The sequence below is a fragment of the Chitinophaga sp. XS-30 genome (genome assembly GCF_008086345.1).
Lineage (GTDB): Bacteria > Bacteroidota > Bacteroidia > Chitinophagales > Chitinophagaceae > Chitinophaga.
This window is the reverse complement of sequence record NZ_CP043006.1, coordinates 13159-26721: the sequence shown is the minus strand read 5'-3', so window position 1 is coordinate 26721 and position 13563 is coordinate 13159. Positions and strand designations below refer to the sequence as shown.

Genomic DNA, 13563 nt, shown 5'->3' with positions numbered 1-13563 from the left:
GTTTTCAGGATAGTTTGCTCACCAAATACAGTACTCAAGGCGGGGATAACCTATTCTCTTTGTATGATGTGTCGGGTGGATGGCCCGTTTGGAGAGCGGAATGAGGTTTTGATATGCCTGAGCATAGTGGTGGGTGGTGGCGGTGGTTGATGGAAGATCTTTCCGGTTTGTGGTTCCTGCACCGCTACGATATCCGCTGCTACGTATTTCCGGTTACCGGAAGGATATCCGTCCTTCATGGCCCTGACCTGTAAGATCACAATCAATGTCCCCTTCCCCGGTACGTCAACAGATAATGCCGCCCCGGCGAAAGGCTCCCGCGTGTTGAGGATGAGGGTAGCCGTTTCTGTGTCTACCACTTTACGCTCTGCAAAGCTGATCCGCGCGGCGATCACTTTTACCTCCAGGGCGGTGAAGCCCTTGAGGTCTTTCAACGTTTGTGCGGGGATGTGCAGGATACCATCAGCAGACAGTACCGGGTCTACACAAAAGAACTTGTCTATTCCCGTATAACGGTTAAACCGGAAGCCCGCAATGGCCCCGGGGTTGTTCCTCCCACCTTTGATAATGGTCTTATTCAACCGGTTAACCCGACTGCCGTCGGAACGGATATCCAGTTCCTGCGCAAAAGCGCTTCGGATAAGACGCCCTTTCCTGCTGGCAACGCCGAAGCGTTGTGCGGCCTGGCGGGTAGCGGAGGTTTGTCTGACCGTTTCAGGCATGCAGCGCATGAAATGTTTGCCGTTGCGGTTGTAACCGATCAGGTTGCCTACTCTCCCCGTAAAGGTGAGCAAAGATGTTTGTCTGCCCATGAGCAATTGTTTTGGTGCTATCTGAAAATAACGCATCCGGGGAAGGAAGGTTCACCGGGGAGAGTTGTTTACCTGCTTTTAGCCTAAGGCATTGATAATCATTCAATAGTAAAATTCATACTTTAGTACCAAATACAACAAACCAGCCTTTTTAGTACCAAAGTATAGCGGCTGCTTCATTTGCGTATGTTAGTTTTGAAGGAAGGTGCTGCAAATGAGCCATCTTATTACATCACTAAAAACAAAGCTGATATGAAAACGCAGATAACCACATTTTTGACCTTCCAGGAAAACAATGCTGAACAAGCGATGAACTTTTATACCGGTTTATTCGACAACTCACGAATTATTGATATCCAGCGTTACGGAAAAGATGGGCCGGGGAAAGAAGGCTCCGTTATGAAAGCTGTATTTGAGCTGAACGGAAAGGAATTCATTTGCAGCGATAGTTTCATCAAACACGACTGGACGTTCACGCCGGCCATTTCAAATTGGGTGGAATGCAAAGATGAAGATGAACTGGATATGCTTTTTTCCAGGCTCGGGGAAAACGGGCGGGTGATGATGCCGTTGGATAATTATGGTTTTGGTAAAAAGTTTGGATGGGTGGCGGATAAATTCGGGGTTTCCTGGCAGTTGATCTTGTTTTAGGGAGGTGAGGGGAGGTGGAAAAGCCAAGTTTCTCTTTTTATAGAATTTTTTCGTTAAATTTTGTAGAAAATCTACAAAAACGAATGTAATAATGATCTTTTGCTTTAAAATGTTTTCCTAAACAAGTCTATTTTCTTATAATCGGTAACCATCTGGATTCAAATATTGCAGGTGTATTGCTCCCGGCCAGGTAAATAAAAAGTACAATCCCCATTCGACACCGGCCAAATATAAGCAAAATGTCAAATGGGAGATTGTCAGCAGGCTGCCGCAGTACTACGCACCGGCTCATTTACCCGACCGTGTAGGCTATAACGATACCAAGTATTTCAGCCATGAGTTTAAAAAACAATTCAGTGTTTCCCCCCGCGGTTACAAACAGGGAGGGCCGGCAACGCCCGGACCAGATCGGCAGTTCAGGATACAGATCTGCAGTTATTGAAGTAATTAAAAAAAGCCAGCTACAAAAGCATCCCGGAGAGAAACAGCAATTATTGCAGTGGCAGCCTGGTATGACAACACAGGCTGTATCGAAATACAGCACTGTGTCTTAGTCATTGATGCATACTACTCCCAATACGGATTCTGCTTCAACTGCGGATTCAGCGCCAGCTCGTTCACCGGCAAAGGCCATAAATAATCCTTTTCCGGGTCAAACATCCTGTTGGCAGCGGCTTGCAATAAAATATAATTGTCGGGCGTGAGCTTCGGGCTTGCAGTTGAAAAACCCGGTTCGTCCGCAAAGAAATAGCTACCCAGAATAGCTTTGGGGAGTTCTGTTTCCGCTGTCTTCCAGCGAATCAGATCCCAATACCGGAAACCCTCCATCGCCAGCTCTACCCTTCGTTCCCGGCGAAGCTCGTTGCGCATGTCCAGGCCATTATCCTGCACAAAAGCATTGGTGAGATCGGGCAAATTGGCGCGATCACGTAAAAGATTGATACTTGCATTAAGGTCCGCATCGGAAATAGATCCGTTCAGTTCATAAAGCGCCTCGGCATATGCCAGAAGCACTTCTGCATACCGGATGATCGGGTAATCTATAAATGTGACCCCGGTTCCTACTGTATGGGCATCCACAAATTTCCGCGGACAATATGCCGTGGTGTGATACACCAGGGCGGGCGCCACAAAAGGTACGCTGTAGAAATACGGATCTCCGGGTTTCATGATCGTTGCATTCAAACGCTCATCCCGGTCAATAAATGTTTCGGCAAAAGTGGCGGGCGGGGTATACAGGGGTGATATTTCGATGGGCAGTCCGTCTTTCATCAGGTAAGCGTCTACCAGCGCCTTGGTGGCGTTTGTGGCGCCGTTTATCAGCGTTCCGCAATTATAGCCGGAAATATTATCAGCAATATTTCTGCCGTATTGCCGCACCAGCATGTTCTCTCTATTCTGCCGGCCCTCGCCTTCATACTGAAAAAGTCCGAAATAATTATCAAACAGCTGATGTTCTCCGCTCTCCATCACTTCTTTTGCAGCCGCTACTGCCAGTGAGAGATGTTTGTTCGGATCTCCGTACTGATGAAACTTTGAACGGGTGCCCTCAAATAAAGCAACCCTTGCTTTAAACGCCAGCGCCGCCGTATTGGTGATACGTCCATATCCGGCCGTACCTCTTGCGGTAGGCGTGGGAAGCTTTGCAATGGCATCATCCAGGTCCGCATAAATCGCTTCGTACACCTGTTCTTTGGGCGTCCGGGGCGCAGTCAACTCTGGTGAATCTTCTTTTAACAATCCTAAAATAAGCGGAACGTCGCCAAATTTCTGCACCAGCTGAAAATAAGCCCATGCACGAAAGAAACGGGCTTCCGCTACATATATATCCACAATCTGCGCGGGCACCCCTGCATTTTCCGCTAATGACGACTTCTCCATAATGTTGGATGCCGCCCGTATGATCCTGTAAGGCGTGCTGTAGTCACCGGATGTTGCAGGCGCAAGCCTGGTGCCGTCGCTTGTGGTATGTGGCGCAGTACCAAACCCGTCGTCTGACCAGTTATCAGAAGTTACCAGCAGGCTGGGCAGAAAAGTGTACAGGTAATTGGTGGCAGCCTTCAGATCACGCTCGCTCTTCCAGAAGGACCCGTCGCTGAGATTGGTTTCCGAGATTCTGTCAACATCACAGGCGCTTAACAGACACAGCGGGATGGCAAGGTATAATAGATGCTTCATGTTCGATTTGTTTTAAGGTGCGTATCAAAATGAAATGTTCAGTCCAATAGAAGCAGTAGCCGCAAATGGATATTCAAACTCAACGTTATTGTTATATTCCGGATTGAAGATCTGATCAAAAATGCCGAGGCCTGAAAATGTTAAAAGATCCTGGCCGCTAAAATAGACCCTCGCTCTTGCTATATGGACCTTCTGCAACAGACTGGCCGGCAGGGAATATCCCAGCTGGATATTTTTCAAACGGATATATTTTCCGTCCAGCATCCATTTATCTGAAAACACGTAATTATGCTGCCCTCCGCTATACGGGCGGGGAAAAGCCGCGTCCCGGTTATCTTCCGTCCAGTAGTCCCTATGAATGGCCAATGGCTGACGCGGTGCTGTCACCTGTGGGTTCACCGTATTTACGGTTGCATAAAAAGTCCGTGATCCTACGCCCTGGAAAAAGACGAAAAAATCGAATCCTTTCCATTCAAATCCACCGTTGATCCCGAAATTATAACGTGGCTGATCCGTTCCGAGATAGATAAGGTCGCCATGATCGTCAAACAGCCCGCCGCCAATATTAATGCGGTCATCTCCGTTCTGATCTACATACTTGACATCCCCTACGCCTGTCCGGGCATTGTAAAATGGCGCTTTGTCCACTTCATCCTGCGATTGATAATATCCATCCGTCTGAAATCCCCAGATGGAACCCAATGGATAACCTTCCAGTATATTCACGATCCCGGCATTCACCACTTTTCTTCCGGCATAGTTCATGACTTTGTTCTGGTTGTCTGACAGGTTGAACCCGATCGAATAGCTGAAATCTTTTCCGATCCTGTCCCGGAAACTGGCCTCTACCTCCCATCCCCAGGATTTCAGTTCCCCGTTGTTGGTACGCGGTGTAGCCACCCCAAAGGTTACCGGCAATTGCAGGGGTGTGAGCATGTTCCTGTTGAATTTCACGTAGTAGTCCGCGCTAACAGATAATTTGCTGTCAAACATGGCGAAATCAAATCCGCCGTTAGTGGTTTCCACCGTTTCCCATGTCAGGCTTGAGGAAGGAACTACGCTTTGATAGAAGTACATGGTACGGTCTTCCGCGGCACCCAATACCAGGTTATTGTTCCGGGAAAGCATGTTCATGAAATCATAGTTGCCGATGATGTTCCCGAGGGCGCTTCCTAACTGCCCCCATGAAGCCCGGAGCCTCAATGAAGAAACAAAGGAGCCTGCGGGAAACCAGTTTTCCTTATGAATGTTCCACCCGGCGGATACGGAAGGAAATGTTTTTACCCGTAAGCCCGGCGCCAGCCTGGAGCTTTCATCGGTGCGGATCGTTGCTTCGAAGAGATACCTGTTTTGATAATTATAATTAAGGCGGCCGAAATACGACTTATATGCATAGGTATTGATCGTCTGGCTATTCGTTTTGGTAGCATCTTCACCAAGACCAAGTGTCGGGAGGTCATTACTGGCCAGGTTCTGCGCTGAAGTGTAAACTGATGAGCTTCTGCTATCCTCAAACTGGTAACCGGCCAGCACATGGAAGTTATGTTTCCCTCCCAGGCGTAAAGAATAGTCGGCCAGCAATTGCAGGTTGTTTGTGTTGTACACGCCACGGGTGACTTCAAACATATTCGTCTGGTTGATATAAGCCACCGGGAAATAGCGTTGCCACAACTCCACTGTGCGGGAGAAATGATCGCGGTCTGACCGGTTATATGTTCCGCCATAGATGCCGCGCAGCTGCAAGCCTTTTACAACATCGGCTATTTTAAGTGTAAAAACGCCATCGAAGTTATTATCGTTACGGTTATTATATCCTCCCTCTTTAAGGTAAGCATAAGATTGGTTGGCGGAGAACGAGCCCTCGCCGCTCAGTCTGCCTTCCGGGGTAAATATGGGCCATTTTTGCCGGAGGCGAAGCGCCTGGTAAAGCAATGCGGAAACATCCCGCGACGGCATTTCAGTTCTTTTGCGCGTATAGGAGATCCTTGATTCAATGGATACATGTTTGCTGAGCCTGGCACCCAGGTTCACCCTTCCGTTGTAGCGGTTGTGCATGTCCGGGCCCACTTTAAAGGCGCCATCTTTGGAGTAGGTTCCCAGGGAAACCAGGAAGTTCAATTTGTCCGTTCCACCGCTGACGGCTATGTTATGCGTTTGCATAGTGGTAACATCGCGTATGGTCTGGCTGACAAAGTCCTTTTGATTCAGGTAAACATATTTGTTCGTATCAACGGGGTCTACGTAATATTCCACGCCATCAATGATCCGCTGAATATCCGCCGCGGGGTACGGCGGTGCCAGGCCTGCATTTTCCGCGGACAAATTGCTGAATCTGGCTTCCTCCAGCAAGGTCATCCGCCGGGGAACATTCAACATTTTGTCGGCGCCGAACAGGTTGGAGTATTCAATTTTCGTTTTTCCCGCAACGCCCTTTTTCGTCGTAACAAGGATCACGCCTCCCGCGGCCTGCGCGCCATAGATGGCCGCCGCGGCCGCATCCTTCAAAAAGGTCACATTATCAACATCATTCGGATTTAACGATTGCAAGGTGCTGATGGGCGCGGAAACACCATCTACAATTAAAAGAGGGTTCACATTTCCGTTTGCGGACGTTGCCCCTCTCAGTTGTATCCCGATATTTTCGTTGCCCGGTTGCCCGGAAGTACGGGTAACAATAAGTCCGGGTGATGTTCCCTGCAGTGCGGTAGCAAGATTGCTGACCGGTCTGTTTTCGATACTTTTCGAATCAACCGTGGATACCGCACCTGTCAGGTTAATTTTCTGCTGTGTTCCATATCCCACTACTATGACTTCATTCAACGCTTCAGTATTTTCGACCAATACAATATGTATGGCGCTTCGGCCGTCAACGGCAACTTCCTGCGTAACAAAACCTACGAATGAAACGGCAAGCACTGCTCCCGGTGCAATATTTTTCAGGATAAATTCGCCATTGGCATCGGTGTTGGTGGCCTGGTTGGTCCCCTTCACCTTAATGGAAGCGCCGGGCAGCGGTGCTCCTTTTTCATCGGTCACTTTCCCTTTTATATCTGCGGGAATGATTGTTTTATCAGCGCGGCCTCGTTTGATGACAATAAAATTGTCTGAAATAGTGTACGTTACCGGTTGATGGCCAAAACAAATAGCGAGCACCGTTTCGATACTTGCGTTCCGGACATCAATGGTAACGGGATGGGTGGCTTTTAACACCTTGTTGTTGTACAGAAAGTCGTAGCCGCTTTGGGTCCTGATCTCATCAATTATTTCGCTCAGCGGGGCATTGACCTTGTTCATGGTAATTCGCTGTGCGGAGGAACTTGCGCTGACCTGCATAAATGCGGTAGTTAGCAGAATTACTAGCAGTTTCATGACGAGTACGAATTGATCCAGAGCATGGCGGCGGCCACGGCTCCTGAAATGTAATTTTAAATGCATAATTTTGGTTTGTTGGGTTTAGACCTTAAATGTTTGATTCCAGTCAAAAATTTTAATCCTTATAGGAGAGGTACGCTCAACGTCTGCCAAGTCCCGATGCCAGTCGGGATTTGGTTTTTGAGCGCCCTGGCTGCCTGTTTATTTAGTAACGATCACTTTTCTTCCCTCCAGTTTAAAGTGAACATCCCCTGTATATTCCAACATCTTTAAAATTCCGGATATATCTCTCGACCTTGAGATCTTTCCCGAGAAGGTAAGGTCTGAAGCGGGCTTATCCCGGTATTCCACATCTACATCGTACCATCTTGCGATCTTTGCCATGATGCTTTCGAGGCTTTCATTGAATTTAAAGTACCCGTTTTTCCAGGCCACCACTTCCTCCATATCCACGTCACGGGCAACTTTCAGGTTATTTCCCGCCAATTGCGCCTGCTCGCCCGGTTCCAGCATTTTTGATTCCGAATCCGTAACGATCCTCACAGATCCTTCCAGGAGCGTAGTCCTGATCATCTTTTCATCGGCATAGGCCATTATATTAAAATGTGTTCCCAATACTTCAACTGTCTGCCCGCGGCTTTCCACCCGGAATGGCATTTTCTTATCGGGTATTATTTCAAAATATGCTTCCCCTGTCATTTGTACTTTTCTTTCGTTACCAACGAAGCGTGTTGGATAGGTAATGCCTGATGAAGCGTTCAGGAATATCACCGAACCGTCCGGCAGCTTTACCTGCCACTGCCCGCCGGCGGGGGCTTCTATGGAGTTGTATTCCAGCGGCGAGCTGTCATCGGTGGCATTAGCGGCATCATATATGAGTTGTCCGTCGGCGGTTTTTGTAATCTTCACGCCGGAGCGGCTCGCCACTTCTCCGTTTGCCGCATCGGTAAGAACAATTTTTTCCCCGTTGCCCAACGTCAGTATCGCCTGGTTTCTTCCGGGTTTGACTTCCTTATTCATTACAGCCACCTGCCCGGGGGGATCTGATCTTAAAACATATAAGTAAGCGCCTATTCCCAACGCGATCAATACAATTGCGGCGGCGGGGATTTGCCACCTTCTTCCGGAGGAATATGAGGGATTTTTCCGCGTATTGATATTATTGCGTAAACGTGCAGCCAGTTGCTCTTCAGACTCGTCATCCCAGGTAAGGGGCTCCGCTGCGTCCAGGTCATACCATTTGTCCAGCAACTCCTTTTCCGATGGCGTAATAGTGCCCTTCAACCACTTATCGGCCAGTTCGTTCAGCTGCGCCCGTGTCGGTCGTGTCATAGGTAAATCGTTTCTTATATAGTGTATGAGAAACGGGGACTACCCTACATTGAACAAAAAATAAATGAAAATTCCTACGCTTTCGTTATGATCGTAGTGATAAATGCAAGAATGGAAAGGGATTTATTGATATAAACACGCAGGAATTTAAGCGCCCTGGAGATATGGGCCTCCACCGTTTTCGGGGAAATATTCAGGTCCCGCGCTATTTCTTTATCGCTCATACCTCTTTCCCGGCTCATCCGAAATACCAGCTGGCACTTCTCCGGCAGGGCTTTCACCGATCTTTCGATTTCGTTCCGCAGCGCATTAAAGCTGAGCCATTGCTCGGTGGCGTTGTCTTCCACATGCAACGCATGCACAGCTTCCGTGATTCCCCGTTTATTGGAGGCCATCTTTGCCATCACCTTGTAACGTATGACGGCAGCAATATAGGTATGAAAACTATTTTGTATTTGTGTGCGATGCCTGCTTTTCCAGATGTCTGTAAAGGCGTCCTGAACAACCTCTTCCGCATCAGCATTGGATTGTAACTTTATAGCGGCTTTGTATAACATGCGCTTCCAATACCGATGGTATAAAATGGTAAATGCCTCTTCGTTGTCCTGAACTAACAGAAGATACAATTCATTATCGGTGAAAGTGTTATACGCCTTCATGTACTGAACTAAGGTAATAAAAAAAGATTGATGTTTCGGCATGGTTGGAGAAAGGAGCGTTTTCGGCCTCAGGCTGTTGTAAGAGAAGGCGTTTGAGAACGAATACACCGGTGGTCTGTTCCTAAACATCGCTTCGCATTTCCTGGAAAAAGGTTGCGTGAATTTGGGGGATTGCCTACGTAACCTCGTACGTAACCGAACCGGATGGATCGAAGTGGATCAGAATGGACTGCTTTTTTTCGGAGGCAAAAAGGGGTGGAAAAATTTCCGGATGGGTTTCGGACTACTTTGGACTTTATCCGAACGCCGAAAGCATTATCTGCACTGTGTTTCAGCCAAAATTAAGTGCTGCGTAATCCTCTCCGTACCCCCCCCACTTTTGCCCATAAAAAAAGCCACGCGTTTTGCGTAGCTTTTAAGACTTGCGGACTGGACGGGATTGTCCAGATATCTTTAAAACCACGCCTGTATTGGCTTTCATCACATGCCCCTTATTACGTAACCTTGAACGTAACCTTCAAAAAGGTGCAGAATGACAAAAGCCACACAAAAGTGTGGCTTTAAGACCTATGGACCGGACGGGATTGCACGTGGCAAATCGAAGTTTATTCGGGCTTACATAACCCATCATTAGAACGCTGATTTTCAGCATTCTATAACAACATCCCTTTTTTTTAAAGTACCTTTATTGAAGTTGATAACATTGAACTCGACTAAAAAATCGACAAACTATGTTGTTACCAATCAAACCGATCTGCCCGAAAAGCAAGGTGCGCCGGGAGGGCACGGCCTTATCTTTATCCAGTATTGCGGCACAGACAATAAAAAGGTGCTGCTTAATACGGAAATCGCTATTCCCCCGAAGTTCTGGAACCGAAAATTCCTGCGCGTTATGCCCGACCTTCTGACAAGGTACGGAAGAGCCGCTGACCTGGGAGCAGACTGGCCTCCCTGCCGCTCCATCCAAGATATCTCATCACGTTCATATTCGCTAACCACAGCTTCCAATATTGGCAAAAAACTACCTGTATAAACCGGTTTATAAATAAAAAGCGTAATAGAAAATACAAAGCGATTGCTACTACTGCCCGGACTGAAAAATAGTCTCTGTCAAAAGAATCCCAAAATGGCATAATAAGCATACTGGCGAGTAGCACAATTGTCCCATAGTGAATAAAGGAATGGAGCCAATAATCGTTTATCAAGTGGCGGCGTGTTGCTGAAGTGGGCCAGGTGGGATATTGATTTCCCTTATGCTTTTTTACGAAATGTGCCATTAAATACTGAAAATCAATTAGTACTTTAAAAGTTATAAATGATTTCAAACGTTGAACTCCTAATATTTTCATCGCCATAATCATTCAAATTTTAGCTAAAAAAGTTAATATATGACCAATTTTGAACAACAATTTTACGATATATTGCATCCAGTAACCAAAATTAATTCCGTTAATTTCAACATTTCACCCAATGAAAATAATTAGAAATACTATCCCGATATCTGATATCTATAATATGATGAAATCAGGTGAACTTGTTGTAAACAAAAGTTATCAAAGGGGTACAGGGCTTTGGCCTGAAAATGCTAGATCATATTTCATTGATACAATATTAAATGATTTTCCATTCCCAAAGGCCGTAATTCAACAGGGTGTTGATTTAAAAACGAAAAAGTCGAAAAGAGAAATTATTGACGGTCAACAGAGATTAACAACAATTCGAGATTACATCGACAACAAATTTAAGTTAACAGCCGTCAGCAAGAAGTTTCAGGGATTAACGTTTGATGAATTAGATGAAGATATTCGAGCCAGCTTTCTGGCTTACGAAGTTTCAATTGACAATATCGTTACGGCCACGAGAGAAGAGATTCTTGAAATTTTCAGGAGAATAAACTCCTATACTTTACCATTAAATACTGCGGAACTACGACATGCTACTTATCAAGGTCAATTTAAATGGTTTATAAGTGATCTAACAGAAGTTTTCAGTCCGTTTCTCGAAAATTACGACATCGTAAGCATTAGAGATATTTCAAGAATGATGGATGCGGATTTATTAACTGAGTGTAGCCAAATTTGCTTAGAGGGCATACAAGCGAGATCAACGAGTAAGTTAGAAGCTTTATATAAAAAGTATGATGAAACTTTTACGGAAGAAGAGCAGGTGAGAACAATGCTTGAGGGCGCATTCAACTTCATAAAGGATAATTTTAACGACGTATTTGAGGCCTGCAACGTAAAATCTTACAATTTTTATTCCCTAATGGGTGCCTTAATATTCAACAAGTTCAATATTCCGGATGAAAAAGACGACCTGGTTGAATTAACTTCTATAGGTCATTACTGTGTTAATGCCAATAGAAGTTCTGAACTTCTTAGACGAATATTCGGTGAAGTGGATGACAGAAACGAGATGGGAACATATTCGGAATTTGTAAAAGCATCGATCTCAACAACTCAAAGCTACAAGCATCGATTGGTTCGAATAAAGGTTTTAATTTCCGCATTACAGGAACAATGAGAACTCTTTCAAAAAGGAGGAAAAGATTTTTGGGAATCACCCAAGATTACCTCGCCCTATACTCATATACCAATAGTAAAGAGCAATTGGTGGTTTCAGCTGGGGTGCTTAACTTCATTTGGAACAGTTGGAACAATTTCTGGCGAGACTATTGGCTTGCGCACGTAACTGGTGGTATGAACTTAGATGGAACACCTTTGATTCCAACTCATCCAACTTATATAGATAAGCAAGGATGTCACTATCTCCTATTTTTGCTACGAAAGAGAAAAAGTCATAATCTGGGAGATGCCATTTCAAGTTGTCATCAGGAGGCCACCTGGGGAGACCCTAAAATTATTTCAGATTTATCTACTGCGTTACTTTCGTCACATGCTCACCTTGCGACAACGTTGGGGGTATTGTCCCATTATTATACCGATATTGTACATATTCAAAAGATACGAAACTCATTCATACATTTAAACAATGAGAATGTTTTTAATCTCAACCCCCTGACGGCATATTATTCTTTTTCCGCACCTCAAAAGAAACCAATCGACATCTTAGAAGCTAAAAATATCCGTAGTTCACAACGTTGTATCGATCACTTGGTTGATAACGTGAGAGGAATGATATATAACTTATAGTTATTTGTTAATATTAGGATATTCACTACTGTATCTTTCGACCCGGTTGGGTTTAACCAGAATATTTAACTCTACCTGATCCCTTTGGGCCTGTTCTTCTAATTCTCTATTCCAACAACTACAGTCAAAGCAAATTAAGTCTTCAGAGCTATTGGAGTTATTAAGGCCTGATTCCATAGCAATGCCAATGACAAACTTGGCATCTGGCTTAATAAGTCGCGTCACCATACAAACAGCTTCGAGATAACTCATCCGCACCTTACGATATTCATCATAATCTATTCGAGGCTTAAAATTGGGATATGGGAACAAGAGGTACACATAGTAAATATTATCGTGATGCATCGGAATGACACGGAGCATTCTTCTATCTGAGGGAGTAGTCAATACGATTTCAGATAAAGCTGAAGCCATTACTCTACGAGTAAACCTATTCTCTCTCGCAAGAAACCGTAAGGCCTTTTCCACGTCTAAAAAACCGCCCTCAGAAACATAGTATTGTGTTCCATTAATTGCGTGTTTGCTAAATTCTTCAATTAATTTGTCCCACAAATAACTAATTTCATCTTCCTTAATCTGCGCAATTCTTTGGGGATGCTTTTGAAAATCCCTCCAAATCCCTCTCTCAAAATACACATCAGTTATATTTTCCGGTATCACAAAGTCTCTTTCCCCATCAGTGTTTAGCAACTTTAAATATTGTGCAAGTAGTTCCTCTTCGCCATCGCTTTTAATATTCAACTTTGATCGTAAGAATTTCCCCCTTTTTATTAGATAGGAAGTGAAATCAGAAATCGTATCTCTATTTTTTAAAACAATGTCGAGTGACGTTTCATCGAGAACATGAATGAATGATTTACTAGAATCCAAATCACCAATTACGAAAGGCGTAGTATGGCTGCTTACTCCTTGTATTTCATTATTTATTTCCAAACTTCCGCTTCCTCCGTTAACTTTTTTACAAGCTTCGGAAGCTCCATTGGCAACTAATACTAAATGAAATCTAGTTTGCGAATTTATTTCAATTGGAGTGGGAAATTTGTTTTGGCACTTATTATCGGTATAAACCTCGTCTGGATATCTCCTTATCCACTTTTCCGCGCCCCATAGTTGTTTTGCAGATTCATGTACCGCTCGGCGAAACCATCTAGCCCAACCTATTTCTAGATTGTCTGTTGATGGGAACTGGCATTGTTTGTCGGAAAAAATAATAATATCATCCCCAACAATTACTAATAAATCACATAATTCATTACCAGGTTGTCTAAAAATGTTTGTATAGCTCCAAAGTGACAAGAAGGAATGTTCACAAAGAGCTTTTAAATATCTTTCAGAGGCAGTTAGCCCTTCCCCTTTTGAAATCATAATAGGCAAGTTTAATCGCTCTTTGAAATTACAAAATTGGCC

Annotated in this window: 10 protein-coding genes; 3 read left to right on the top strand and 7 right to left on the bottom strand. The window is 44.8% G+C overall.

Features of this window, described 5'->3' with window-relative positions; genetic code table 11:
* Window positions 1-50: 50 nt before the first annotated feature.
* Window positions 51-812: a hypothetical protein gene (locus FW415_RS00130; protein WP_148382292.1), complete on the bottom strand. Its 762-nt coding sequence runs from the start codon at window positions 810-812 to the stop codon at window positions 51-53.
* 252 nt (window positions 813-1064) lie between these two features.
* Here FW415_RS00130 and FW415_RS00125 point away from each other — a divergent pair, with 252 nt between their 5' ends.
* The gene (locus FW415_RS00125; RefSeq protein ID WP_148382291.1) at window positions 1065-1463 is read left to right on the top strand and encodes a VOC family protein; all 399 of its coding nucleotides are present in this window, start codon (window positions 1065-1067) and stop codon (window positions 1461-1463) included.
* A 567-nt stretch (window positions 1464-2030) separates the two neighbouring features.
* Here the strand turns inward: FW415_RS00125 and FW415_RS00120 are convergent.
* From FW415_RS00120 to FW415_RS00100, 5 genes are all read right to left on the bottom strand, one after another.
* Window positions 2031-3641 carry a RagB/SusD family nutrient uptake outer membrane protein gene (locus FW415_RS00120; RefSeq protein WP_148382290.1) on the bottom strand — a complete coding sequence of 537 codons (1611 nt, stop codon included), beginning with the start codon at window positions 3639-3641 and terminating at the stop codon, window positions 2031-2033.
* A 24-nt stretch (window positions 3642-3665) separates the two neighbouring features.
* Window positions 3666-7010, bottom strand: a complete 3345-nt coding sequence (locus tag FW415_RS00115) for a TonB-dependent receptor (protein WP_210420794.1) — start codon at window positions 7008-7010, stop codon at window positions 3666-3668.
* A 204-nt stretch (window positions 7011-7214) separates the two neighbouring features.
* Window positions 7215-8345, bottom strand: a complete 1131-nt coding sequence (locus FW415_RS00110) for a FecR family protein (protein ID WP_148382289.1) — start codon at window positions 8343-8345, stop codon at window positions 7215-7217.
* Window positions 8346-8419: 74 nt separating this feature from the next.
* Entirely contained in the window at window positions 8420-9004 is a 585-nt protein-coding gene (locus FW415_RS00105; protein WP_168208603.1) for an RNA polymerase sigma-70 factor, read from the bottom strand.
* Window positions 9005-9894: 890 nt separating this feature from the next.
* Complete coding sequence (locus tag FW415_RS00100) at window positions 9895-10359, bottom strand: hypothetical protein (RefSeq protein ID WP_148382287.1); 465 nt, start codon at window positions 10357-10359, stop codon at window positions 9895-9897.
* Between the two features lie 115 nt (window positions 10360-10474).
* Here FW415_RS00100 and FW415_RS00095 point away from each other — a divergent pair, with 115 nt between their 5' ends.
* Window positions 10475-11527: a DUF262 domain-containing protein gene (locus FW415_RS00095; protein WP_148382286.1), complete on the top strand. Its 1053-nt coding sequence runs from the start codon at window positions 10475-10477 to the stop codon at window positions 11525-11527.
* Window positions 11524-12156, top strand: a complete 633-nt coding sequence (locus FW415_RS00090) for a hypothetical protein (protein WP_148382285.1) — start codon at window positions 11524-11526, stop codon at window positions 12154-12156. Before FW415_RS00095 ends, FW415_RS00090 begins: the two co-directional genes overlap by 4 nt.
* Here the strand turns inward: FW415_RS00090 and FW415_RS00085 are convergent, their stop codons facing one another.
* Window positions 12157-13521 (bottom strand): hypothetical protein, encoded by a 1365-nt coding sequence (locus FW415_RS00085; RefSeq protein ID WP_148382284.1) that lies wholly within the window; start codon window positions 13519-13521, stop codon window positions 12157-12159. It abuts the gene before it with no gap.
* Between the last annotated feature and the right edge of the window lie 42 nt (window positions 13522-13563).

Excerpts from the sequence above, each read along its gene's own strand:
- FW415_RS00095 (WP_148382286.1), top strand. The coding sequence starts at position 10,475 with ATGAAAATAATTAGAAATACTATCCCGATATCTGATATCTATAATATG.
- FW415_RS00100 (WP_148382287.1), bottom strand. The coding sequence starts at position 10,359 with ATGGCGATGAAAATATTAGGAGTTCAACGTTTGAAATCATTTATAACT.
- FW415_RS00125 (WP_148382291.1), top strand. The coding sequence starts at position 1,065 with ATGAAAACGCAGATAACCACATTTTTGACCTTCCAGGAAAACAATGCT.
- FW415_RS00105 (WP_168208603.1), bottom strand. The coding sequence starts at position 9,004 with ATGAAGGCGTATAACACTTTCACCGATAATGAATTGTATCTTCTGTTA.
- FW415_RS00120 (WP_148382290.1), bottom strand. The coding sequence starts at position 3,641 with ATGAAGCATCTATTATACCTTGCCATCCCGCTGTGTCTGTTAAGCGCC.
- FW415_RS00110 (WP_148382289.1), bottom strand. The coding sequence starts at position 8,345 with ATGACACGACCGACACGGGCGCAGCTGAACGAACTGGCCGATAAGTGG.
- FW415_RS00085 (WP_148382284.1), bottom strand. The coding sequence starts at position 13,521 with ATGATTTCAAAAGGGGAAGGGCTAACTGCCTCTGAAAGATATTTAAAA.
- FW415_RS00115 (WP_210420794.1), bottom strand. The coding sequence starts at position 7,010 with ATGAAACTGCTAGTAATTCTGCTAACTACCGCATTTATGCAGGTCAGC.
- FW415_RS00130 (WP_148382292.1), bottom strand. The coding sequence starts at position 812 with ATGGGCAGACAAACATCTTTGCTCACCTTTACGGGGAGAGTAGGCAAC.
- FW415_RS00090 (WP_148382285.1), top strand. The coding sequence starts at position 11,524 with ATGAGAACTCTTTCAAAAAGGAGGAAAAGATTTTTGGGAATCACCCAA.